Origin of the sequence: Aminobacter sp. BE322, assembly GCF_050433525.1 — a bacterium.
In the GTDB taxonomy this organism is placed as follows: domain Bacteria; phylum Pseudomonadota; class Alphaproteobacteria; order Rhizobiales; family Rhizobiaceae; genus Aminobacter.
Genome location: NZ_JBNPXB010000001.1, coordinates 1 through 21943 on the forward strand (window position 1 = coordinate 1; position 21943 = coordinate 21943).

The 21943-nt window shown below is 67.5% G+C and carries 16 protein-coding genes; 13 read left to right on the forward strand and 3 right to left on the reverse strand.

The features are described from left to right. Nucleotides 1-128 precede the first annotated feature (128 nt). Genes tssM (J2X50_RS00005) through J2X50_RS00035 form a run of 7 tightly spaced genes read left to right on the forward strand, consistent with a single transcriptional unit; the run spans nt 129 to nt 7779 of the window. Nucleotides 129-3341, forward strand: coding sequence for a type VI secretion system membrane subunit TssM (gene tssM / locus J2X50_RS00005; RefSeq protein WP_429090362.1), 3213 nt, complete (start codon nt 129-131; stop codon nt 3339-3341). Continuing rightward, a complete protein-coding gene (gene tagF / locus J2X50_RS00010) occupies nt 3323-3862 on the forward strand; it encodes a type VI secretion system-associated protein TagF (protein WP_429090365.1) in 540 nt (179 codons plus the stop codon). Before tssM (J2X50_RS00005) ends, tagF begins: the two co-directional genes overlap by 19 nt. Nucleotides 3863-3864: 2 nt before the next feature. After that, nucleotides 3865-4725: a DUF4150 domain-containing protein gene (locus J2X50_RS00015; RefSeq protein WP_429090368.1), complete on the forward strand. Its 861-nt coding sequence runs from the start codon at nt 3865-3867 to the stop codon at nt 4723-4725. Between the two features lie 11 nt (nt 4726-4736). Continuing rightward, nucleotides 4737-5159, forward strand: coding sequence for a hypothetical protein (locus tag J2X50_RS00020; RefSeq protein ID WP_429090371.1), 423 nt, complete (start codon nt 4737-4739; stop codon nt 5157-5159). Continuing rightward, nucleotides 5159-5641 carry a hypothetical protein gene (locus J2X50_RS00025; RefSeq protein ID WP_429090373.1) on the forward strand — a complete coding sequence of 161 codons (483 nt, stop codon included), beginning with the start codon at nt 5159-5161 and terminating at the stop codon, nt 5639-5641. The genes J2X50_RS00020 and J2X50_RS00025 overlap by 1 nt, the downstream gene beginning before the upstream one ends. A gap of 3 nt (nt 5642-5644) precedes the next feature. Next, nucleotides 5645-6733, forward strand: coding sequence for a DUF2169 family type VI secretion system accessory protein (locus J2X50_RS00030; protein ID WP_429090376.1), 1089 nt, complete (start codon nt 5645-5647; stop codon nt 6731-6733). Next, on the forward strand, nt 6730-7779 hold the full coding sequence (locus tag J2X50_RS00035; RefSeq protein WP_429090378.1) for a hypothetical protein: 1050 nt from the start codon (nt 6730-6732) through the stop codon (nt 7777-7779). The genes J2X50_RS00030 and J2X50_RS00035 overlap by 4 nt, the downstream gene beginning before the upstream one ends. A gap of 1 nt (nt 7780) precedes the next feature. Here J2X50_RS00035 and J2X50_RS00040 read toward each other — a convergent pair whose 3' ends face one another. Genes J2X50_RS00040 through tssI form a run of 3 tightly spaced genes read right to left on the reverse strand, consistent with a single transcriptional unit; the run spans nt 7781 to nt 11713 of the window. After that, nucleotides 7781-8944 carry a hypothetical protein gene (locus J2X50_RS00040; RefSeq protein WP_429090380.1) on the reverse strand — a complete coding sequence of 388 codons (1164 nt, stop codon included), beginning with the start codon at nt 8942-8944 and terminating at the stop codon, nt 7781-7783. Nucleotides 8945-8952: 8 nt separating this feature from the next. Continuing rightward, nucleotides 8953-9375 carry a DUF6484 domain-containing protein gene (locus tag J2X50_RS00045; protein ID WP_429090382.1) on the reverse strand — a complete coding sequence of 141 codons (423 nt, stop codon included), beginning with the start codon at nt 9373-9375 and terminating at the stop codon, nt 8953-8955. 10 nt (nt 9376-9385) lie between these two features. Beyond that, nucleotides 9386-11713: a type VI secretion system tip protein TssI/VgrG gene (tssI, locus tag J2X50_RS00050; protein ID WP_429090384.1), complete on the reverse strand. Its 2328-nt coding sequence runs from the start codon at nt 11711-11713 to the stop codon at nt 9386-9388. A gap of 200 nt (nt 11714-11913) precedes the next feature. On the opposite strand from tssI, the gene tagH reads away from it, so the two are divergent. The 6 genes from tagH to J2X50_RS00080 all read left to right on the forward strand — a co-directional run bounded on the left by tagH (nt 11914) and on the right by J2X50_RS00080 (nt 21853). After that, nucleotides 11914-13005, forward strand: a complete 1092-nt coding sequence (gene tagH / locus J2X50_RS00055) for a type VI secretion system-associated FHA domain protein TagH (protein ID WP_429090387.1) — start codon at nt 11914-11916, stop codon at nt 13003-13005. A gap of 184 nt (nt 13006-13189) precedes the next feature. Next, nucleotides 13190-14653 (forward strand): type VI secretion system protein TssL, long form, encoded by a 1464-nt coding sequence (tssL, locus tag J2X50_RS00060; RefSeq protein WP_429090388.1) that lies wholly within the window; start codon nt 13190-13192, stop codon nt 14651-14653. Beyond that, nucleotides 14650-18183 carry a type VI secretion system membrane subunit TssM gene (gene tssM / locus J2X50_RS00065; RefSeq protein WP_429090390.1) on the forward strand — a complete coding sequence of 1178 codons (3534 nt, stop codon included), beginning with the start codon at nt 14650-14652 and terminating at the stop codon, nt 18181-18183. Before tssL ends, tssM (J2X50_RS00065) begins: the two co-directional genes overlap by 4 nt. Nucleotides 18184-18307: 124 nt before the next feature. Next, a complete protein-coding gene (locus J2X50_RS00070; RefSeq protein ID WP_429090392.1) occupies nt 18308-19069 on the forward strand; it encodes a PP2C family protein-serine/threonine phosphatase in 762 nt (253 codons plus the stop codon). 88 nt (nt 19070-19157) lie between these two features. Then, on the forward strand, nt 19158-19535 hold the full coding sequence (locus J2X50_RS00075; RefSeq protein ID WP_429090394.1) for a DUF1036 domain-containing protein: 378 nt from the start codon (nt 19158-19160) through the stop codon (nt 19533-19535). Continuing rightward, nucleotides 19532-21853: a M23 family metallopeptidase gene (locus J2X50_RS00080; RefSeq protein ID WP_429090395.1), complete on the forward strand. Its 2322-nt coding sequence runs from the start codon at nt 19532-19534 to the stop codon at nt 21851-21853. The genes J2X50_RS00075 and J2X50_RS00080 overlap by 4 nt, the downstream gene beginning before the upstream one ends. Nucleotides 21854-21943 lie beyond the last annotated feature (90 nt).

Here is a 21943-nt window from a genome sequence, read left to right on the forward strand (position 1 = left end):
CCACGCAGAAAAGGGAAAAAGTGGACGACTTTTACGCCGCCCGCAGCCGGACAATCCCGCCGCTACCGTGGTCTAGTTTTCCACCGCCGTTCTCAGTCGCCGCCATAGGCGCCAGGTTCCAGGGGCTGATGGACGAGCTGAAGCGCCGCAAGCTGGGCGGCCGCAAGCTGCTGCGCGACATGCCGTGGTACGTGATCGTCGGCCCCCCTGCCACCGGCAAGACCACGGCGCTGCGGCAGTCGGGCCTGAGCTTCCCCATCGACCTCGGCGACGACCTGCACGGGGTGGGCGGCACGCGCAACTGCGACTGGTTCTTCGCCGAGAACGCGGTGCTGATCGACACCGCCGGCCGCTACGTGCAGCAGGAAAGCCAGCCGGACGTCGACGCCGCCGAATGGCTGGGCTTTCTCGACCTGCTCAAGAAGCATCGCGGCCGCCGCGCACTCAACGGGGTGATCGTGGCGCTTTCGGTCGACGCCTTCTCCGAGGGCGACGAGGCGGTGAAGGCGCATGGCCGCAAGATCCGCCGGCGGCTGGCCGAACTCAACGAACGGCTCGAAATCCGCCTGCCGGTCTATCTGATGCTGACCAAGGCGGACCTCATCAAGGGGTTCGAGCCCTTCTTCGACGGGCTTTCGACCGCGGCGCGCGAGCAGGTCTGGGGCACCACCTACGCCCCCGACGCCCGCGTCGACGGCAAGATGGTGGCCGAAGGGATATCGGCGCTGGGCGGCGAACTCGAACGCTGGCTGGTGCCACGCTTGGAAGAAGAGGACAACCTCGCCGCGCGGGCCGAGATCTTCAGGTTTCCGGCGCAGCTGCAAAGCCTGTCCGATCCGGTCAGGCTGCTGGTCGAGACGATCTTCGGCGAAAGCCGCTATGAGGAAAGCGCGTGGTTGCGCGGCGTCTACCTGACCTCGGCAACCCAGGAGGGCGCGCCGATCGACCGGCTGACGGCCGCACTGTCCGCCGCCTTCGGCCTGCCGCAGCGGCGCATGATGTCCTCGCCCCGTGTCGAGAAGCGCAGCTTCTTCCTCAAGAACCTGCTCACCGAGGTGATCTTCAAGGAAGCCGGGCTGGGCACGTTCGACCCGCTGGCGCAGCGCCGCCGGACCTGGATCTGGCGCGGAGCGGCCGCGGCCTCGACCGCCGCCGCGCTGGTCGCCGCGCTGGTGTTCGGGCTGTCCTACTACGACAACCGCAACGCGATTTCGGCGCAGGCGGGCCAGTTCGAGGCGCTGCAGGGACCGCTGGCGCCGATGGCGGCGAGCCCTGCCCCAGTCGACACGCCCGACATCGACGTGGCCCTTGCGGCGATGACGGAGGTCGCCAATGCCCGGACCGTGCCGCCCGGCGGCGCCCGCGATTTCATCGGACCGAGCGCCTCCCCCGAGTTGCTGCGGGCGCAGACGGACGCCTACGACCACGCCCTGCGCAACATACTGGAGCCGCGCATGGTGGCGCTGCTCGAAACCACGATGTGGCGGCAGGTCCGCGATCCCGAATTCATGCTGGGCGCGCTCAAGACCTACCGGATGATGACGGGCCTGTCGCAGATGGACACGGACTTCGCGCAGGACTGGTGGGTCAATCAGTTGCCGGACTATGCGCCGGTCGCCCCCTTCCCGACCCCGGACGCGGAGGAGCACCAGCTCGCCGCAATCCGCCGCATGGCCGTCGACGTGAGCTATGTCGCACCCGACCAGGCGCTCGTCGGCGAAGCGCTGAAGAGCGTGTGCACCATTTCGCTGCCCGCCCGCGCCTACAAGCAGCTGCTGGGCGATCCGGCGGTCGCCGAACTCAAGGAGTGGATACCCGCCAATTTCGCCGGTCCGAACGGCTCGAAGGTGTTCGCCCGCCGCTCGGACAAGACCCTGCGCATGGGGGTATCCGGAGCCTTCACCTATGCCGGCTTCCACGACGTCATCCTGGACAGGCTGGAGGACGTCGCGGCCCAGGCCGCGCTCGACCGCGCCGTGTTCGCCGGGGGCTGCGAGGAAAATGCCGAGACATCGGTGTCGGCGCTCTCCCAGGACATCCTCAAACTCTACTACGAGGACTTCATCGCCCAGTGGGACAGCATGCTGCGCGACATCCGGCTCGCGCCGCTGACCGACCTCAACGTTGCCAGCGAGAACCTGAAGGACCTGTCGAGCGCGGATTCGGCACTCAAGCGGCTGGTCACCGCCGTCGTGCGCGAGACCGACCTGACCCGCTCGGACGAGGAGGAGCCGGCCGACAACAAGGCGGGCTCCAAAGGCGCGTCCAAGCTTCTGGGCAAGCTCGGCAAGGTCGGCAAGCTCGCCAAGGCCGGGGCAAAGCTCTTGCCACGCGCCGGCTCCGCCGACGAGGTCGACATGACAGGCACGCTGGTCGCCGAGCACTTCAAGCCGCTCAAGGGCGCAGTCGCCGAGGTCGACGGTCAGCCGCCGGCGCTCGACTCGGCGGTCGTGGCGCTGACCGCGCTTTCGAACGTGCTGCAGACGGTGACCGCCAGCCCCGATCCGCAGGACGCGATCAAGAAGCAGGGCGGCCTCGCCGAACTCACCGGCGCGGTGGCAAGGCAGGCGCAGATATTGCCCGACCCGATCGACGACTGGCTCGGCGGCATCGCCGGCGACACCAGCGGCCTCACCGAAAGGGCGGTGACCTCCGAGCTCAACGCCATCTGGCGCGCCGACATCCTGCCCTTCTGCCAGGCGGCGCTGACCGACCGCTATCCGTTCAGCCCCGACAGTGCCGTCGACGTCAACGTTCGCGACTTCGCCCGCCTGTTCGGGCCCGGCGGGCTGATCGACAGCTTCACCAACGACCATCTGATCAGCTATGTCGACACGGCCAGGCAGCCGTGGACGTGGCGTGCCGACTTCGGTCTCGATTCCGCGGCGCTGGCCGCCTTCGAACAGGCGCGGCGCATCCGCGACGACCTCTTCCCCGGCGGCACCGGGCCGGTGATGAGCTTTACGCTCGAGCCCAAGGACCTGTCGCCGAGCGTGGTGCGCGTGACGCTCAACCTCGACGGCCAGAACCTCGTCTATTCCAACAACGCCACGCGCCCGCAGCCGATGACCTGGCCGGGCAAGGACGGCACCGGCACGATCTCGCTGGCGTTCCAGCCGATCGACGGCTCGCCCGAGGTGATCGTCAACGAGACCGGCAGCTGGGCATGGCTCAGGATGCTGAGCAACGGCCGGTTCTCGGGCACGGCCCTGCCCGACGTCTACAATCTTCGCCTTGGGGCGAAGAACTTCTATGCGGATTTCGAGCTCAAGGCGGCAAGCGTCGAGAACCCCTACAATCTGCAGATGTTCAAGAGGTTCACATGCCCGCCGCAGCTGTGACCTTGGGCTTCTTCGGCAAGATTCCGGCGACGGGGGACTTCGTTTCCTGGAACCTGCCGCGCAGCTTCGTCGACCGCTGGGACCGCTGGATGTCGATGGAGCTCAGGGCGCGTCCCGACGAGGGCGAACTCGATCCGCGCGTGTGGCGGTTCACGGTGCCGGCCGGCATCTTCTGCGACCAGCCGGGCGCCGGGGCGTGGCGGATGAGCGAGGATCGCGCCGGGCGCAGATACCCGTTTGTGGTCGCCGCCGTCGGACAGGCGCCACGCAAGGACGACGCATGGTTCGAAATGGTCGCCGCGATCGCGGGCAACGCGGTGTCGCGCTACTGGACGAGCGCCATGATCGCAGAACGGCTCGGCGCCGTTCCGCTGCCGGCCGCCGGCGACGCGGAACCCGGTATCGTGTTCTGGTGCGAGGCTTGGCACGTGCACGAATGCCATTTCAGGGACATCCATGACCTTGCCGACAACGGCCTGCCGGCCATGCGCACGGTGCCCCTGCCGGCGGAGGAAGGCTGATCATGGCGATCACCGTCTTTGCCGAGAACATGGGCTTCTTCCACAAGGGCAGCAACGGCAAGGGCATCGCACCGGGCGACGTGTGCCTGTCGCCGCCGTCGCCGCCCGCAGGCCCGGTGCCGGTGCCCTACGTCAACATGCTGTCCTCCTCGGACCTGTCCAACGGCACCAAGAGCGTCAAGATCGACAGCGAGCCGACGGCGATCGAGAACTCCTCGGAGATATCGACCAGCACCGGCAACGAGCCGGCGACGCAGGGCCTCGGCGCCGGCGTCATCACCCACAAGATCAAGGGCAAGGGCGTTTTCAAGCTGTGGTCGTTCACGGTCAAGGCGGAGGGCAAGGGCGTCGACCGCCACGGCGACATGATGGCCCAGAACACGGCCAGCGACATACCCAACTGCATCGACCAGACGGCGATCAACACCTTCAAGGCGCTGCTGAGGCGCAAGGGCATCAAGCCTGGCCCATGCCCGAGCAAGCCCTATGACGCAGACGTCCACCGGCCGGACAAGGACCCCTCCCCGGCCCAGAAGAAGGCGGTGCGCAACAAGCCGTGCTGGGAGTGCAAGCGAGACGACAAACGTGTCTCGCGCGCGCACTGGCGCACCGAGCGATCGAGCACCGGAGCGATCGTGCGCTACGAGGACCCCGTCCACGGAAAGGACATGGCGCGCGGCAAGGGCCACATGACCCACGACCACCAGCCGCCGCTGTGCGTGGCCTGGGCGCTCGGCGGATGCAACATGAAGCTAGCGGATTTCAAGAAGTATTTCGAGCGGGCAAGCCGGGTCAAACCCCACTGCGAAGCGCATTACCGCAGCCAGGGAAGTCAGGCCGACGCCTATGCGGCGACGCTTTGAGGGGGCGGGCCATGATTGCGATCGCCAATAGCTACAACGACATCCAGCAACGCTACATTGCCGAACTGCGTGCGATCCTGCCCGAGATCAAGGCCTGGTGGAGCGGCATCGTCGCGGCTGAAGGCTACGAAATGGCCTCACTGACCTGGCCGACCGGAATTTCGGGGCATCCACGCTTCCTGCACGTCTTCCGAAAGTTCTATTTCGAGATCGAGAACCTGAACCGGAAGAACGAGCACGACTTCGTCGAACAAGCGGAGAAGGCGCCGGAGGAGAAATGGGGCGTCGACGACATCGGCGAAAGCCCCCGCTATGCCGGCCACATAGATCTGCTGATCGACGACATTCCCAGCAAGGCGCCCGACCTGGTCGAGGTCGTAAATGGTTTCGTGTTCGTACCGATCGGGCTCGACCAGGACGACGAGATCACCTGATGTCGCTGATCACCTTCTTCGAAACGGAACGCGGGATCCGTCGACTTTTGCGCCAGCCGGGCCATGTCGAGCCCAGGGACGCGAAGGTGGCGGCCCGCAAGCTCGGCGAGAGTTCCGAACGGCACCAGGCGCTCTTCGACGGCTATCGGGACGACATCCGGACCGCCTATGAGATCGCGGCGCACTGGTGGGCCAATACGGTCGCCGCGCAGCTGCAGCTGGGCCTCAGCCGCGACGCAGCGATCCGCGAAGCCTTCATGAAGCGAGCCGCGGGTGCTGCCGCGCACGGCAACGTGATCTGGATCGTGCGCAACTACTGGCTCGATTGCTGCGAGATCAACAAGCAAACCGGCAGCGTCGTCTACCCCGAAGCCCTGCTGCTGCAATGGCTGGTCGACGTCGAGGAAGACGAACTGGTGCGGCTGATCGCCTGCATGCCATACTGGCCGGTCGGCATGGACGCCAACGGCGCCTGGTGCTGAGCCATGAGCTTCGCTGTCTGGCTGGAGAATCGCACCCCCTTTGCAGTCGGCTCCTATGCGGTGCCGGACGCAGACGGCCAGGAGGTCTTCCTGGGACTTTTCTCGGCTAGTTTTGCAGGTTTGGACGAAATGAGCGCCCTTGAACCGGCCAAGGAGCAATTGCCGGTGACGCTCGGCGACGTCTTCTTCGGCGATCCTTCCTGTTCATCGACGCGCTACGAGGCCGACATCGCGGCGGTGAAGCCCGGCGTCGACGTCATCGTCAACGGTACTGCCCATGCGCCGAACGGCAAGCCGGTCCGCGAAATGCAGGCGGGCATCAAGTTCGGGCCGCTGCAGAAGGTGCTCAACGTCGTCGGCGACCGCATCTACGACGCCGGCAGCTACAGCGCCCCGCATCCGTTCACCCGGATGCCCATCGTCTATGAGCGCGCCTATGGCGGGACCACCGCCGACCAGAAGACCGATCCGCGCAATCCGCTGGGCGTGGGATTCGCCCATGCCCACTCGGCCGATCCGGCGGTCCGGACGCAGGCGCCGAACATTACCTACCCGGCCGAGCCGTTCACGAGCCCTTCGGACAAGCCGCGGCCGGCGGGTTTCGGGGCGCTCGGGCGTGGGTGGCAGCCGCGCCTGCCGCTGGCGGGGACCTACGACCAGGCCTGGATCGACACCCAATGGCCGCTGCCGCCGAAGGACTTCGACCCGCGCTACAATCTCGCGGCGCCGCTCGACCAGCAGCTTCCGCATCTGAACGGCGGCGAACAGGCCACGCTGATCGGGCTCACGCCCGGTGGCCGCTGGAGCTTCAGGCTGCCGCGCGTGGCGGCGCCCATCCGCCTGATCTTCGACGACCGCGTCGAGGACCAGGTCTTCAAGCCGGACACGATCATCATCGAACCCGACATATTGCGGGTGACGCTGAAGGCGCGGGTGGCCGTGACGACGCGGCGCAACCGGCCGGCGCTGCGCGAGATCGTCTTCGGCCATGTCACGCCGGCGCTGATCGCGGCGAAGCTAAAGGGCAAGAACTACATCGCGCTGCGCGGGACCGACGGCACCATCACCGACCGTCCGGCATGGCTGCCATGAAGCGGCCGCTGTATGTCTGCGGCGGCGGCGCCGTGACGCCCGCCGGCCTGAACCGGCGGCAAACGCTTGCCGCGATCCGCGCCGGGCTCTCGGCCTTCGAGGAATACCTGCTGGAACAGCCGATGGGGGAGACGCAGACCGTCTCGCGCATCCCGACCCACTGGTCGCTGAGGAGCACGGAGTGGGACTGGCTGGTGAACATGGCCGCGCGCGCCATCATGGATGCGCTCGCGCCGCCGGCGGCTGATCCGCGCTCCAGCGCGCTGATGCTGGCCTTGCCGGAGCAGTTCAGGAACCATCCGGCGTTCGAGGAGCGCGATCCCTCGGGCTTCCTGGATGCGGTCTCGCGCGCATGCGGCGGCCCGTTTCATGCAGCATCGCGCGCCATCGACGGCGGCGCGGCCGCAAGCATCGGCGTGCTCGGCCAGGCGGCCGAGATCCTCACCCAGCCCGGCGTCGAGCGCGTCCTGCTCGGCGGCGTCGACAGCCTGGTCAACGACAGGGACATCGACCGGCTTGCCCAGGCGGGACGGCTGAAAGGCTCCGACAATGCCCAGGGGCTGGTTCCGGGAGAGGCGGCAGCCTTCGTCTGCCTGCAATCGCGCCCCGATCCGAAGTCGCCAGGTCTTGCCGCCATTCACGGTGCCGGATTTGCCCCGGAGGCCGATTCCGTCCTGACCGAGCGCTACAGCCAGGGCAAGGCGCTGCTCGGCTCGCTTCGAGCCGCGCTGAACGGGACCGGCAACGGGCCGCGCGAACCCGACATCGTCTTTGTGGTCAGCAACGGCAATGGCGAGCGCTACAGCGGCTGGGAGGCGAACATCGCGCGGTCGCGCTTCTACCGCACGCGGCGCGAGATCCTGCCCATCGCCTACCCGGCCATGACCGTCGGCGAGACGGGTGCTGCAGGCGGAGCACTCGCCCTGCTGGTCGCGGCCGACAGCTTCACCGCCGGCTATGCGCCCGGTCCGGTGGCGATGTGCGAGGTCGCGTCCGAAGCCGGCTTTCGCGCCGCGGCACTGGTCAGCCAGGTCAGGTCGGCCTGAGCTACATCCAGGCGGGAAAGCGCCGCGTACGCCGCCAGTCGGCCAGGGGAAGGACGGGATTCTCGAGAGCGGCGCGCATGGCGTCAAGCCGCTGCCGGCGCATCGAATGGAACGGGGCATGCCTGCCGGGTCCTCGCCCCTCGTCCCACCAGGCGCTCGCGCGGTCGGCCACGGCAAGCGGCGTCTCCTCGATCTCGGCGAAACCGTCGCCAAGCGGCGCCGGATCGACGGTGAAGACGTCGGTGTCGTTGAAATCGACCTCGAACAGGTCGCGCCAGGCGAGGCCCGCCGTCCAGACGGACCGAGGCTCGCCCATGCGTTCGATCAGCCACGGCACCACCGACCTGTCGCCGAGCACGCCAAGGGCGGCTATCGCCGGCTGTCGCAAGGACGGTTCGGTCAGGCATTTCCGAAGCCAGGATTTGGCTGCCGTTCGCAACGAGGCGAGCAGGCGCATGTCGATCACTTCGGCCGGGGGGACGCTTGCCGAGGCGAGCAGTTCGTCGAGAACCGGCAGCGCCATGTGGCCCGCGCCGAGCAGGCAGGCGGCGGCCGAGGCCGCCAGCCGCTCCCGCGGCTGGTCGGCGGCGAGGCGCTCGGAGACCGCAGCGACCAGATCGCGGCGGCGCATCGCGCCAGCCAGGCGCAGCGCCCGGATGCGGACCTCGGCCTGGCCGTTCGCGATGAGGTCGCCGAGCCTTGGCCCGGCATCGGCGCGGTAATGCCAGAGTGCCGCGAGGCCGAGGCACTTGAGCATCGTTTCGCGGCTATCGACCCATTTGGCGACGAAGGGCCGGAGTTGTTCGCGCGGCGTCCGCGCAATGGCGCCGGACATGCCCGTGGTGCCGGCCTCGCCGAGCGACGCTGCCGCTTCGATCACCTCGGCAAGCGGTTTTTCCGAACTCCAATGGAGCGCCAGGCAGGCCATGACGAAGAGTTCCGGGGCTTCCGGATAGTCGGAGAAACGCGCCTTTGCCATGTCCCACGCGGCCTCACCCGAGGCGAACAGGCCCTCGAGATTGGCATCCAGCCGCTGGTCGATGCGGCCGATGTCGGCTTCGCCCAGAATCGGCCCGTCGATCTCCCGCCGCCGTCGCGACCAGAGGAAGGCCGCGTCCTCGGCGTGCTGCTCGACGATTGCCGGGATCGTGGCGAGGCGCTGCATGGGCTCGGCTAATTCAGGTGGACGGCCGCCCCACGGATGCGGTTCGTGCCCGTCGCTTGGCTGTTGAGCTGGGTGCCGCGGATGGAGACGCGCCCGTTCTTCTCGAGGATGATGGATGCCAGGCCGCACCTGAGTTCGATGCGGTCGCGCGCGTTGAGGATCACCGTGTCGCCGTCACGCAGCGCCTCGACCGTTTGCGGATCGCGGCGCGGATCGACGATCCGCCCGACTACGAGCGGCCGGGCGGGGTCGCCCGCCTCGAACAGCAGCGCCACTTCCGAGCCGACGGCGGAGCCGTCGAGCGCGGCGAGGCTGCGCGCCTTGAGCGCCTTGTCGCTGGGGTTGCCGACAAAAACCACGAGCGGCTGGTCGCCGTTGAAGCCGATCAATAGCCCGATGACCACGCCGTCAATTCGCTCCACAACGTCCATCGTCCGGCCCTCAATTGTTGTGAACACTGCTGCCCTTGATCTTGGTCTTGCCGTCGGCCTTGACGTCGATGTCGCCGCTGCCGTCGAGCCTGATGTCCTTGCCCTTGGCGCTGATCGTGCCGTCCTTCTTGAGCACGATGCTGGCGTCGCCGCATTTCAGCGTGATCTCGTCGGCCGCCTCGATGTAGAGCTTCTTGCCGAACTTCATGACGCCGTCTTCGCCGACATTGACGGTGCTCGCCTTGGCGACCTTCAGCGAATAGCCGCCGCCGACCTCGATGCCTTCGTCCGCCGCGATCCTGGCAAGGCGCGCCTTGCCGACCTGCGAAGAATGGCCGCCGCCCACGGTGAAGTTCTGGTCGGCGCCGATCGTGACATCCTGGCTGGCGGCGACGGTCCATTTGTCGGAAGCGCCGATCTGGTGGCTCTGGCCCGAGCCGACGCTTACCGAGCGGGTGGCGCCGATGGTGTTGGTCTGGGCGGCACCGACGCTGCGCGTCTCGGTCGCACCGACGGTGTCGACGCGGGCGGCGCCCACCGTGATCGCCTGGGCGATGGCCACCGTCTGCGCATGATTGGCGCCGATGGTCTCGGTCGAATTGGAGCCGATGCTGATTGTCTCGTTGGAGCCGACGGTCAGCGATCGGTTCTTGCCAACCGTCTCGGTATCGTTCGAACCGATGTCGGTCTTCTGGTCGACGCCGACCTTGACGGTCTTGTTGTTGCCGACGTCCTCATCCAGATTATGGCCGACGGAATGCTTGGCGTCGTGATCTATGCGGTCGGACTGGTCGTGCTGCACGAGCTTGGTGCGATCGTGCTTGATCAGTAGCTTGTGGTCCTTCTGCGCCTGGAAATTGACCAGCTCGGAGCCCGCCTTGTCCTCGAACATCAGCTCGTTGTAGCCGCCTCCGCCCTTCGAGGAGTCAGACTTCCAGCCCGACTGCGTGGCGTTGCCGGGCAGGCCATAGGGCGGCATCTGGGCGGCGTTGTAGACGCGCCCGGTGATGATTGGCCAATCCGGGTCGCCCTCGATGAAGTCGACGATCACCTCCTGGCCGATGCGCGGGATCTGGATGAAGCCGTAGCCGCTGCCGGCCCAGGTCTGCGAGACGCGCACGAAGCAGGAGCTGTTCTGGTCCTTCTTGCCCTCGCGGTCCCAGTGGAACTGCACCTTCACGCGGGCGTATTTGTCGGTGAAGATCTCCTCGCCCGACGGCCCGACCACGGTCGCCGTCTGCGGCCCGCGCATGATCGGGCGCGGCGTGATGCGCGGCGGCCGGTATGGCAGACTCGTCGGCGCCACGCCCAGAACCACCGTGAAATTCTCTCCCTCGGTATCGATACCTGCCCGGTAGTTCGGATCGAACAGCCGATAATCCGCGCTCAGCACCAGATATTCCTGGTTCTGGTCGTCGCGCGGGAAGTTTTCCAGCTTGAAGGTGCAGCCGGACAAGAGGCCGCGCACGGTGCCGGCGGCGGCGATGCGCTGGTGGACCGCCTGCAGTTCCTCGCGGCGGAGCAAGGCTATGGCGTCGCCGCGGCCGACGTCGAGATGGGCACCGGGCTGCCGGTAGTGCTCGCCCGAGGCGAGCTTGTGGCCGAACGCCTGCTCGGACTTGGCCATCAGGTCGGCGCCGGGCTTCTGGAAGTCATAGTCGGTATGGGCGTAGGCGCCGGGCCGGACGGAACTGCCGGGCACCCATTCGGTGATGTATTCGACGTCGCGGCGCGTCACCTCACCCTCGAAGTGGTAGGGAACCTTTTCGTAGCCGGGCGAAGGCTTCAGCTTGCTCATGGCGTCGGCGAGGATCAGCTTGTGCTCGCCGTCGCCGTGCTCGAAGAAGTACATGACGCCCTCGTGTTCGAGCAGGCGTTGCACGAAATCGAGGTCGCTCTCGTCGTATTGGACGCAATATTCGCGCGAGGGATAGGAGCCCTGCAGCCGCTTCTCGAACTTCGCCGCGCCGTATTTCGAGAAGATCTTCTCGACGATCTCGATTGCCGTCATGTTCTGGAAGATGCGGCAGTCTGTGGTGTTGCCGAGGAACCAGAGCCACGGCCTGACCATGGCCTCGTAATAGGCCAGCCGGTCCTCGATGCGGGTGAGACGGAACTCCGAGACCAGGCCGCTGAACCAGCGCTTGGGATCGGATTCGCCTTCGACCGAAACGGCGCCGCCCAGCATCTCGAGAGGGTCGATGTCGGGATCGGGGCTCACGAAGCCGACGGTATAGCCGAAGCAGCGGCTCACCTCGTCCCGGCCGGTGAGATGGGTGAAGGTCAACGTATCGGCGCCAAGGGGTGTCCGGACCACTGTCGCACGATCGTTAGCCATGGCGTCGTGCCTCTCCAGGGACGGCCGGACCTTCCCTGGAAGCTTAGCATAAGTTTATCGGGCGGCCAAAATGCCGCTCGCACGGCGCTGGATGCGGCCGCCTGAAATGCCGCTGTGCTCCACGGGCCGCAAACTGCTAGAATGAAAAGGAGATTTACAACGAGGCTGCTGGCTACCGGAGATCTGGCGGGCAAATTCGGATGTTCATCAGTCTGACTATCGAGAACGTCGACAGGCTGCCGAATGGCGGGCCGATCAGCTTCAGTTCGAACGGCCGAAGTTTCGAAATCGGCCGCGAGCGGCGCGACTGGAACCTGCCCGATCCCAATCTCTTCATCTCGGGCCTGCACTGCCAGGTGCAATATGACGGCGGCAGCTTCTGGCTGCACGACGTTTCGCGCAACGGCACCTTCGTCAACGGTACTAGCGAGCGCCTGGCCTCGCCTTACCGCCTGTGCGACGGCGACCGCATCTGGATCGGCCGCTACATCGTTGCCGTGTCGATCGAGGACGACCGCCAGGCCGATGCGGTCGGCGCAGGCGAATGGGCCAGCGCGCCCTACCACGGCGGCGGGGACTTCGGCCCCTCGCCCGCGCCGCAGGCCGTCGACCCGTTCTTCGCACCGCCGGCTGCCCGGCCCGCGCCCCCGGCGAGGGCAACGCCCGCCGCAGAGGCGAGGCAGATATCTCCGGCGCCACAAAGCACCCCTGCCCGGCCGCAGGCCGACGCCACGGAACTGCTCAGGCTGATCGCGGCGGGCGCCGGCGTGGCACCCGAGGTATTCACCCAACGCGACCCGCAGGACGTGGCGGCCGAGATCGGCTCGGTGCTGCGCGCGGTCGTCGACGAGCTTGCCCAGCTGCTCAAGGCGCGGGCGGCGGCGAAGGCCTTGGCCAAGAGCAGCCACCGCACCATGATCGGCGGCGTGGACAACAATCCGCTCAAGTTCATTCCGCGCGCCGACGAAATCCTCGAGATCATGTTCGCGCGGCGGCACGCGGGCTATCTCGATGCCCGGCGCAGCATCGAAGACGCGTTCCGCGATCTCAAGTCGCACGAAATCGCCACCTACGCCGCCATGCAGGCGGCGCTGTCGCGGCTGCTCTCTGAGCTGTCGCCCGAGGCCATGGAGCGCAAGGCCCCGCCATCGTTCGTCTCGAAGAAGGGGCGCGCCTGGGATGCCTATGTGGCGACGTGGGAAGCAAAGGAGGACGCTCACGAAAACGGCATGCTCGACGTCTTCCTCGCCTACTTCGCCGAGGCCTACGCCAAATCGGCCGGCCAGAAGTAACGCGCCGGCACCTGCCTGCGTTGCCAGCCGCCGGCGCGCATGCCCGTTGCATCGCCAGATGCTTGCACTACCATGTATCCAAGCGGCGGGCCGAAGCAGCGAGGATGGCTCACCTCCGGCGCGCGGCCTGCGGGAAACGCCGGCTTCAGCGCATTGCCGCCGCGCGAGAACGGGGTGATCGGCGATGAGTTCGAAGGACGATCCTTCCGGCTCCGGCGGCAGGACCATCGTTCGATCCGCGCCGCATCGCGCAGCGCGGAGCGCAGGCGAAGAACGCCCGCCAGCCGCTCCTTCCGATCCGACCATCTTTTATGCAGCCGGCCCGGCGGCCGAGGGCTCGGGCACGGTGTTCCACGGGGCCGGATTTCCGGCCGGCGGCAGGCGGCAGGCCGAGCGCCCCGCCTCCGGGCGAGCCGAACGACCGGCCTACGATGTCTACCAGCACATCGATTTCACGGCTTCGAACCCGCTCATCGCAGCAGCAGCGCCGCTGCTGATGATGATCGGGCGCTTGCGCGTCGCCGGTCCCGAGGCGGGCGCAGAGGAATTTGGCCGGCACCTGAGCGAGCTCGTCGATACATTCGACCGCCGGGCGGCGGAAGCGGGTGTCGCCGACGAAGACGCCCGCATCGCCAAATATGCGCTCTGCGAGACCGCCGACGACATTGCGGGCAACCTGCCGGGCATCGGCAGGGACGCCTGGCAGCCGCACAGCCTGCTGTGGCGTTTCTACCAGCTCGAAGCGCCCGGCAACGGTTTCCTGGACGCCCTCAACACCGTGCTCGGCGCGCCGGACGAGCGGTGCGACCTGCTCGAACTGATCCATGCATGCCTGTCGCTTGGTTTCGAGGGGCCTTATCGCGGCACGGCGCGGGGCGGACAGAGCCTCGAGCCGGTTCGGCAGGACGTGTTCAACGCGCTCCGCTACTTCCGGCCGCGCGACGGCATCGACCTGTCGCCGCGCTGGCAAGGCCAGTCGACGGCGACGGCAAGGCGTTCGCGGGCGTTGCCCCTGTGGGCGATCGCCTCAACCATCATTGCCGCCGTCACCGGCGCATTCTTCTGGATGCGGGCGGAGGTGACCGACGAAGGCGAGGCCCTCGCCGGCCGGCTGCTTGCGCTCGCGCCCGCCGCTCAGGTAACCATCGAGCGGGCAATGCCAGCACCTCCGGCGGAGGAAGAGCCGGCGCCACCCGTGACCTCGCAGATCGAGCGCATCCGCGGCACGCTCGCCCCCGACATCGAAAGCGGCGCACTGAAGGTCGATCCAAGGGGCGACTTCATCGTCGTGGCCATCGACAACAGGCTGCTGTTCGAACCCGGCGGCGCCGACACGAAGCCGGAATTCGCCCCGGTGGCAGCGCGGATCGGCGCTGCGCTGCAAGCCGAACAAGGGCCGATCCGGATCGTCGGCCATACCGACAATCTGCGGCCGGGCCGGACGAGCCCGTTCAAATCCAACTACGACCTTTCGGTCGCCCGCGCGCAGGCGGTAGCGGCATTGCTTGCGCCGCTCGTCGGCGACCCGTCGCGCATTGCGGTCGAGGGCAAGGGAGAAGATGAACCGATCGCGGACAACGCCCTGCCGGAAGGCCGGGCCAGGAACCGGCGCGTCGACGTCATGATCGGCAGGGAAGCCAGCCAGTGAGCGCGCGCCGCAGCCCGAAAACACGGGCGCCGGCGAACTGGCTGATGCCGGTGATCAGCGCGCTCGCCCTCGCAGGTCTTGCCGCGGCCGTCTGGTACGCGGGTCCGCTGATCGGTTTCGGCGAAGCGCGTCCGCTCGGCTCGACGTGGGTGCGCCTTTCGATCGTCGGCGCGGCGATCGCGTTGCTCGGCGGCTACCAGCTGTTTCGCCTCCTCAGGGCTCGCGACGCACAGCGTGCGCTGGAAGCGGCGGCTTCGCGTCCGTCCGACGCCGCGGGCGACGCGCGGGCGCTGGAAAGGGGCATGCAGGATGCCATCGCCAAGCTGAAGCGGGCCAGCGGCAGGCGCAACTTCCTCTACGAGGTGCCGTGGTATCTGGTCATCGGCCCCCCGGCTGTGGGCAAGACGACGGCGCTGGTCAATTCCGGACTGAATTTTCCCCTGGCGGTCTCCGGCACGGCCCAGCCGGTGCCCGGCGTCGGCGGCACGCGCAACTGCGACTGGTGGTTCACCGACAACGCCGTGCTGATCGACACCGCCGGGCGCTACGCAACGCAGGATTCCGATCCGGAGCGCGATCGCGGCGACTGGCTGGCCTTCCTGTCGCTGCTCAAGCAGCACCGCGCCGTCCAGCCGATCAACGGGGTGATCGTCGCCATCAGCCTTTCCGACCTGATGCTCGCCGGCGGCCAGGAAGCGGAGGCCCGCGCGATCGAGATCAGAAACCGGCTGCAGGAAATAGGCGACACGCTGAAGATCAGCTTCCCGGTCTATGTGATGTTCACCAAGGCCGACCTGATCGCCGGGTTCATGGACTATTTCGGTGATTTCGACGAGCGACGCAGGCAGGCGGTGTGGGGGGCGACCTTCCAGGGCGCCGACCGATCGAGAAGCCTGCCCGGCGACGTGCCGGGCGAGTTCCAAGCGCTCGTGCAGCGCCTCGGGGAAGAGCTGCCGGACCGGCTGCAGGAAGAGGCCGATCCGGTATCGCGGATCGCGATCTTCGGTTTTCCGGCGCAGTTCGCCTCGCTCGAACAGCGCTGCGCGGAATTCATCGCGACGGTCTTTGCAGCCCGGAACCGGGCCGGTGCCATCCTGCGTGGCTTCTATTTCTCTTCGGGCACCCAGGAAGGCACGCCGATCGACCGCGTGCTGGGGGCGATGGAAAGAGGTCTCGCCGGCGCGCCGCGGCCGCAGCTCTCAGGGACCGGCAAGAGCTTCTTCCTGCACGACGTGCTCGCCAAGGTGGTCTTCGGCGAATCCGGCTGGGTGTCGTTCGACAGTTCGGCCGACAGGCGGGCCCGACTCGGGCGTTCGCTTGCCATCGGCGGGATCGTGATTGCGGCATTGGCCACGCTCGGGGCGTTCGGGGCAAGCTTCAAGGCCAATCGCGACCTGATCCATCGCACCGAGCAGGCGGCGGAGCAATACCGGGCCACCGCCGATGCCCAGCTCGCAGCCGCAACCGTGGCGGATGCGGACCTGGGCACGGTCATCGATGCACTGGAGGCCGTCCGCAACCTTCCCGTCGGCTACGAGACCCGCGAGCAGCCCGTACCGGCGCAGGAAACGCTCGGCCTCAGCCAGCGCGAGCGGCTGCAGTCCGCCTCGGTGAGCGCCTACAGGCAGGCACTGGAGCGCTTGTTCCGGCCCAGGCTGCTTGTCCATCTGGAACAAATCATCGCCGAGCGGATGAACGATCCCGCCGCGCTCTACGAGCCGCTGAAGACCTATCTGATGCTGGGCGGCAGCGCGCCCAGAACCGACGACGAGGCGGTTGTCGCGTGGCTGGCCAAGGACTGGGAACGGAACCTCTATCCGGGCCCGCAGAACCGCGACGGCCGGGTTGCGCTCGAACGGCACCTTCGCGCCATGCTCGCGCTCGACGATGCCTATGGCCCGACTGTCGCGCTCGACCGGCAGCTGGTGGAGGCGGCGCAGCGTTCGCTCGGCCGGATGACGGTGGCCGACCGGGCCGCGGCGCTGATCCAGGCCTCGACGTCGGCTAAGGCTCCGGAGGATTTTTCCGTTGCGGGCCGCAGCGGCCCCGAGGGCCCATTGGTGTTCGAGACCGTCGACGGCAGTAATTTTTCCGGCCTGCGCATCCCGGGCATCTACACCTATGCCGGCTTCCACGACGTCTACCTCGAGCAACTCTCCGGCATCGCCGGCCAGCTTCGGGACGACGGCTGGGTGATCGGTGCGGGCGGCGAGCAGGGCGACATCGAACAGGACCTTTTGCGGCTCGGTCCTGAGCTTCTCGATCGCTATAGCGCCGACTTCGCCAGGGCCTGGAACGACGTCCTCGACCGGCTGAAATTCAAGCCGCTGGCGGCAGACAAGCCCGACTACCTGGCACTGTCGGCGGCGGGCGCGCCCAACTCGCCGCTCGCACAGCTGTTCGAGGCGATTGCCCGGGAGACCGCCCTCACCCGCAACGCGCCTGCCATGGATGCGGCGCGCATCGAAGGCCTGGCCCGCATCGGCATCGAGGTCGCCGGTCAGAAGTCGGCGAACCGCGCCGGCACTGCTGCGCAACCGGGACAGGTGCTGGGGGCCAACATCGAGGCGCAGTTCCGACCGTTCCAGCTGCTGGTCGACGGCCGCCCCGGGCAGCGGCCGATCGACGCCCTGATCCAGAACTTCCGCGCCATCCAGCAGAGCCTTGCGATATCGGCCGCGGCACCTGCCCAGGCCGGCCAGGCGAACGCCAACCTGCGCATGCAGATCTCCAACCTAGGCATCAACGCATCGCGCCTGCCGAAGGCGCTGGCGAGGATGGTCCGCGCCGCCGCCGACGAGTTCGAGGGCGACGTGGCCTCGGCGTCGGTCGCCCAGCTGGACAGCACGCTGAAGGAAACGGTCAGCGCCGCCTGCGACCAGGCGATCGCCAACCGCTTTCCATTCGCGGCAGGCGCCGCGGACGAAGTGCCGATCGCGGACTTCGCGCGGCTTTTCGCCCCCGGCGGCATCATGGACCGGTTCTTCGCGCAGAACCTCGCTTCGCTCGCCGATACCTCCGGGACCGACTGGTCGTGGAAACCGGATACCCCCATCGGCCGCGGGCTTTCGGTGGCGAGCCTGAAGCAATTCCAGAGGGCCGCCGCGATCAGGGACGCCTTCTTTCCGCTCGGCGGCTCGATGCCGTCGGTCAACCTCACCTTCACGCCGTTTTCGCTGCACACCGATGCCGACATGGCCCTGCTCGACGTGAACGGCCAGGTCGTGCAGAGCTACCAGAGCGGCAGCAGCGCCGGCGTGGTGACCTGGCCGGGCAGCCTGCAGGCCGGAACGGCCCATCTCAGCCTGACGCCGGAGCTGCCGGGGCGCGAGTCCGCCCTCAAGTTCGAAGGCCCCTGGGCCCTGAAGCGCCTGCTCGACGCGGCGACCGCGACACCCACAGGCGAGGCCCTTGAGTTGCGCTTCGTGATCGGTGGGCGCGACGTCGCCTACCGGCTGCAGACGAACCCGCCCGGCAATCCGTTCGCGCTGCCGGCCTTTGCCGAATTCAGCTGTCCGGACGGGCTGTGAAGCCGCCAATGGGGGTACCGGCCGGACTGCTGATTTCGATATTCCATTCCCCGCCTCTGTGGCAGAGTGGGTCTGCGCGTGGGAGACCGTACCGTAGAGGGGCGCCCGAAAAGCGCCGACGCAATTGACCGATGTCGCCCTCCTCTTCGAGAGCTTCGGCGTAAGCCATCAGGGCTGCGTCCGCCAGACCAATGAAGACAGCTATCTGATCGAGCCGCGCAGCGGCCTGTGGGTGGTCGCCGACGGAATGGGCGGCCATGACGCGGGCGAGATCGCCTCGGCCTGCATCGTCGACCATCTCGCGACCATCGGCATCGCTTCCTCGGCACCGGACCTGCGCGCCCGCTTCGAGGACCGGCTGAGGCAGGCGCATGCGGAAATCCGCCAGATCTCCGCCAAGCGCGGCGTCACCATCGGCTCCACGGTGGCTGCCCTGCTGGCCATGGACGGCAAGTTTGCCGGACTGTGGCTCGGCGACAGTCGGCTTTACCTGGTGCGCGACGGGTCGATCGTGCAGGTTTCGCACGACCACACCGAAGTCCAGGAACTGGTGGACCGCGGCGCGATCACGCCCCAAGAAGCGCGAAGCTGGCCGCGTCGCAACGTGATCACCCGGGCGATCGGCGTCAGCGACGACATCACGGTGGATTTCCGCCAGGGCGACATCCACCCAGGCGACGTATTCGTGCTGGGGACCGACGGGCTCACCGCGCATGTGTCGGACGTGGAGATCGCATCGGCGGCGAGCTCCGCCGGGCCGCAAGCAGCCTGCGAAGCGCTGCTGGCGAAGGTTCTGGAGCGCGGCGGAACCGACAATGTGACCATCGTGCTGGTGCGGATGCGGGGCGCAAGTGCTGAGACCAAGCCTTCGGAGGGAGGCCGCTAGGGGCTGGCGGCGGCAGGCCGAAACGTCCGGGCCGGCAGGTGAACGCCGGCCGCTTCGATTCGGATCAGCAAGTGCCGCCATCACCCTGATGCTGTTGTTGTTTCCAACCAGGGCCGAGGCCGAATTCACCGTCTGCAACCAGACGCTCGACGTGGTCAACCTGGCCGTCGGCCAGGAGGTCGAAGGCGTCTTCCAGACCGACGGGTGGTGGACCATCGGCGCCAACCAATGCGTCAACGTCATCCGCGAGGAACTGACCAACCGCTTCGTCTACGTCTACGCGACCGACGTTTTCGGCAATGCAATCCTCGCGGGCACGACCGACATGTGCGTCGAGCGCCGGCGCTTCACCATTCGCGGCATCGAGGAGTGCTGGCTGCGCGGGCATATCGCGGCGCGGTTCCAGGAAGTCGACACGCAGGCCCAGGTCCGGTGGACTTTCTTCCTCACCGGGGCTTCGCCATGACGCATGGCATCGACTCGAGCTTCCGGATGCGCAAGCAGGATCGGGCGGCCAGGAAACGGCGGGCGCGCTTGCGCCGGGCGCTGGCGGCGGTCGCGCTCCTCGCACTGATCGGTGCCGTCGCCGCGATCTACCTGATGTCGGACTATCTGCAGCCGCCGGAGGAATATGAAGGCGACCTGCAGGTTTCCGAGGATGCGGACATCGTTCCCGCCGATGCGCCGGTCTATGTGCCCGCCATCGTCGACCTCGCCGGCGACCCGATGTGGATCAACCTCGCTCGCGATGCCGGCACCGACACGAAGCGGCGCAGCATCGCGAGACCGGCCGACCTCCGGGACGGCGGGATATCGCCGCGGATCGAGTTTCTCTCCGACGCGATGCTGAGTTCGAGCGAGCGCTTCATGACGGCGATACCGTCGTCGCAGGAGGATTTCGCGTTCTTCCAGGCGCAAAGAGGTTCGCCGGTGCAGCCGGCGCTTCCCGAGGCCGGCATGCCTGAAGACGAGGCTTTGCCGCCCAGCGACGCCGAGGCGGAGGCCGGCCCGGATGCGGACCTGGGCGCCGGCTGGGGCGAGACGATCGACGAGGGCGAAGCCGCCCTGCCCGCCTTCCAGAAGACGGCGGTCGAAGACAACACGAGCGTGGCGGCGGTCGCATCGGAACAGGACCGCTTCGAGGCGACGGAGGACATCTTCGTCAAGGTTCTGTCCGAGCGAAGCCTCGACAGCGTGGTCGCGGAGGCGAAATTTGCCGCCGACGAGGCGACGCTGGCAGGCGCCTCGCTGAAATCGCTGTTCGGCATGGAGAAGCTCGAGCCGGGCTATGTCGTGGCCATGCGCGGCTTCAGGCCCCGGCGCAATGCCGCGCTCGCCCTCATGCAGGTCTCCATCTACGCCAGGAACAAGTTCGTCGGCACGCTGGCGCGCGCCTCGACCGGACAATTCGCCTCCGGCGTCGACCCATGGGTGCGGGACGACCTGTTCAACTACTCGGGCGCCCCGGACACGAGCGGGCGCAAGCGCCAGTACCGGCTGCTCGATGCCATCTATTCGACGGCCGCCCGCAACCAGGTGCCGACCGGCGTGCTGGGCGAGGCCATCATGTATCTCTCGCGCGGCGAGGACCTGAACGCCTTCGCGAGCGAGGACCAGCGCCTCGTGCTGATGTATTCGGACACCGCCCGCGGCAAGGACGGGTCGAGCGGCAGGGTGCTCTATGTCGGCGTGCGCGGCGCGGGCAAGAGCCTGGAGTGTTTCGTCTTCCAGCAATCCGACGGGCAGTTCGCCTGCGTAAGCCAGAACGACCAGGTTCGCTCGCTGGCAGCCACGAGCGGCCTCTTCACCCCGGTCAAGGGCGTGATGACCTCGACTTTCGGCCCGCGCATGCATCCCATCCTCAAGACGGTCCGCATCCACAAGGGCGTGGACTGGGCAGCGCCGGTCGGTACCCCGATCGCCGCCGCCTTCGACGGCCAGATCGTCTTCGAGGGCGACGGGAAGGGCTACGGCAACCTCGTTCGCATCGCGCACGCCGGCAACCGCGAGACCCGCTATGCCCACATGCAGCGCTTCGCGGCGGGAATCAGCGTCGGGTCGCAGGTGAAGGCCGGCGACGTCATCGGCTATGTCGGCACCACCGGCCTGTCGACCGGGCCGCACCTGCATTTCGAACTCTACCAGGACGGACAGGCCGTCGACCCCCTCGGCAACGTGACCGTCGTCGCCTCGGACGACTCGGCCATCGAACTGCTCACCGACCGCATCGTCCGTGTCGAGAGCGGCGGCAGCGCCACCGCGAAGAACCCCCTCTCCTCGGCGACCGGCCTCGGCCAGTTCATCAGCAAGACCTGGCTGCGCATGATCAACACCTACCGGCCCGACCTCGCCAAATCGCTTTCGACCGAAGAGCTGCTGGCGCTGCGGTACGATCCGACGATCTCGCGCGAAATGGTGCGCAACCTGGCGCGGGAGGGCGAGGCCTACCTCAAGGCGCGCGGCCACCAGATCACTGCCGGTCGGCTCTATCTGGCGCATTTCCTCGGCATGGAGGGCGCAAACCAGGTGCTGTCCGCGCCGCAGGAGGCCATGCTGGTCGACCTCCTGGGGGCGAGCGTCATCAAGGCGAATCCGTTCCTGACCGGAAAGAACGCCAGCTACGTCGTGGCATGGGCGGAAAAGAAGATGCGCGGCAGGGCACCGCCGACACAGCCCACCGCGACCAGTCCCCCGGTGCAGGAAATCCGCCAGACCTCGCCGGAGTTCGAGAAGTACAAGGAGGTCATCACGGCGACCCTGACGCTGGCCGAGAACGCGCTTTGAGCCCGCGGCGCGATCTCGTTGGCAAGGCTCAACCGCCCCGGCACGGCGACGGCATGCAGTTGTTTGCGCAACTTACTGTAATGTTGGTCT

Coding starts and splice junctions, on each gene's coding strand:
- tssM (WP_429090362.1), top strand. CDS start 129: ATGGACGAGCTGAAGCGCCGCAAGCTGGGCGGCCGCAAGCTGCTGCGC.
- tagF (WP_429090365.1), top strand. CDS start 3,323: ATGCCCGCCGCAGCTGTGACCTTGGGCTTCTTCGGCAAGATTCCGGCG.
- J2X50_RS00015 (WP_429090368.1), top strand. CDS start 3,865: ATGGCGATCACCGTCTTTGCCGAGAACATGGGCTTCTTCCACAAGGGC.
- J2X50_RS00020 (WP_429090371.1), top strand. CDS start 4,737: ATGATTGCGATCGCCAATAGCTACAACGACATCCAGCAACGCTACATT.
- J2X50_RS00025 (WP_429090373.1), top strand. CDS start 5,159: ATGTCGCTGATCACCTTCTTCGAAACGGAACGCGGGATCCGTCGACTT.
- J2X50_RS00030 (WP_429090376.1), top strand. CDS start 5,645: ATGAGCTTCGCTGTCTGGCTGGAGAATCGCACCCCCTTTGCAGTCGGC.
- J2X50_RS00035 (WP_429090378.1), top strand. CDS start 6,730: ATGAAGCGGCCGCTGTATGTCTGCGGCGGCGGCGCCGTGACGCCCGCC.
- J2X50_RS00040 (WP_429090380.1), bottom strand. CDS start 8,944: ATGCAGCGCCTCGCCACGATCCCGGCAATCGTCGAGCAGCACGCCGAG.
- J2X50_RS00045 (WP_429090382.1), bottom strand. CDS start 9,375: ATGGACGTTGTGGAGCGAATTGACGGCGTGGTCATCGGGCTATTGATC.
- tssI (WP_429090384.1), bottom strand. CDS start 11,713: ATGGCTAACGATCGTGCGACAGTGGTCCGGACACCCCTTGGCGCCGAT.
- tagH (WP_429090387.1), top strand. CDS start 11,914: ATGTTCATCAGTCTGACTATCGAGAACGTCGACAGGCTGCCGAATGGC.
- tssL (WP_429090388.1), top strand. CDS start 13,190: ATGAGTTCGAAGGACGATCCTTCCGGCTCCGGCGGCAGGACCATCGTT.
- J2X50_RS00075 (WP_429090394.1), top strand. CDS start 19,158: ATGCTGTTGTTGTTTCCAACCAGGGCCGAGGCCGAATTCACCGTCTGC.
- J2X50_RS00080 (WP_429090395.1), top strand. CDS start 19,532: ATGACGCATGGCATCGACTCGAGCTTCCGGATGCGCAAGCAGGATCGG.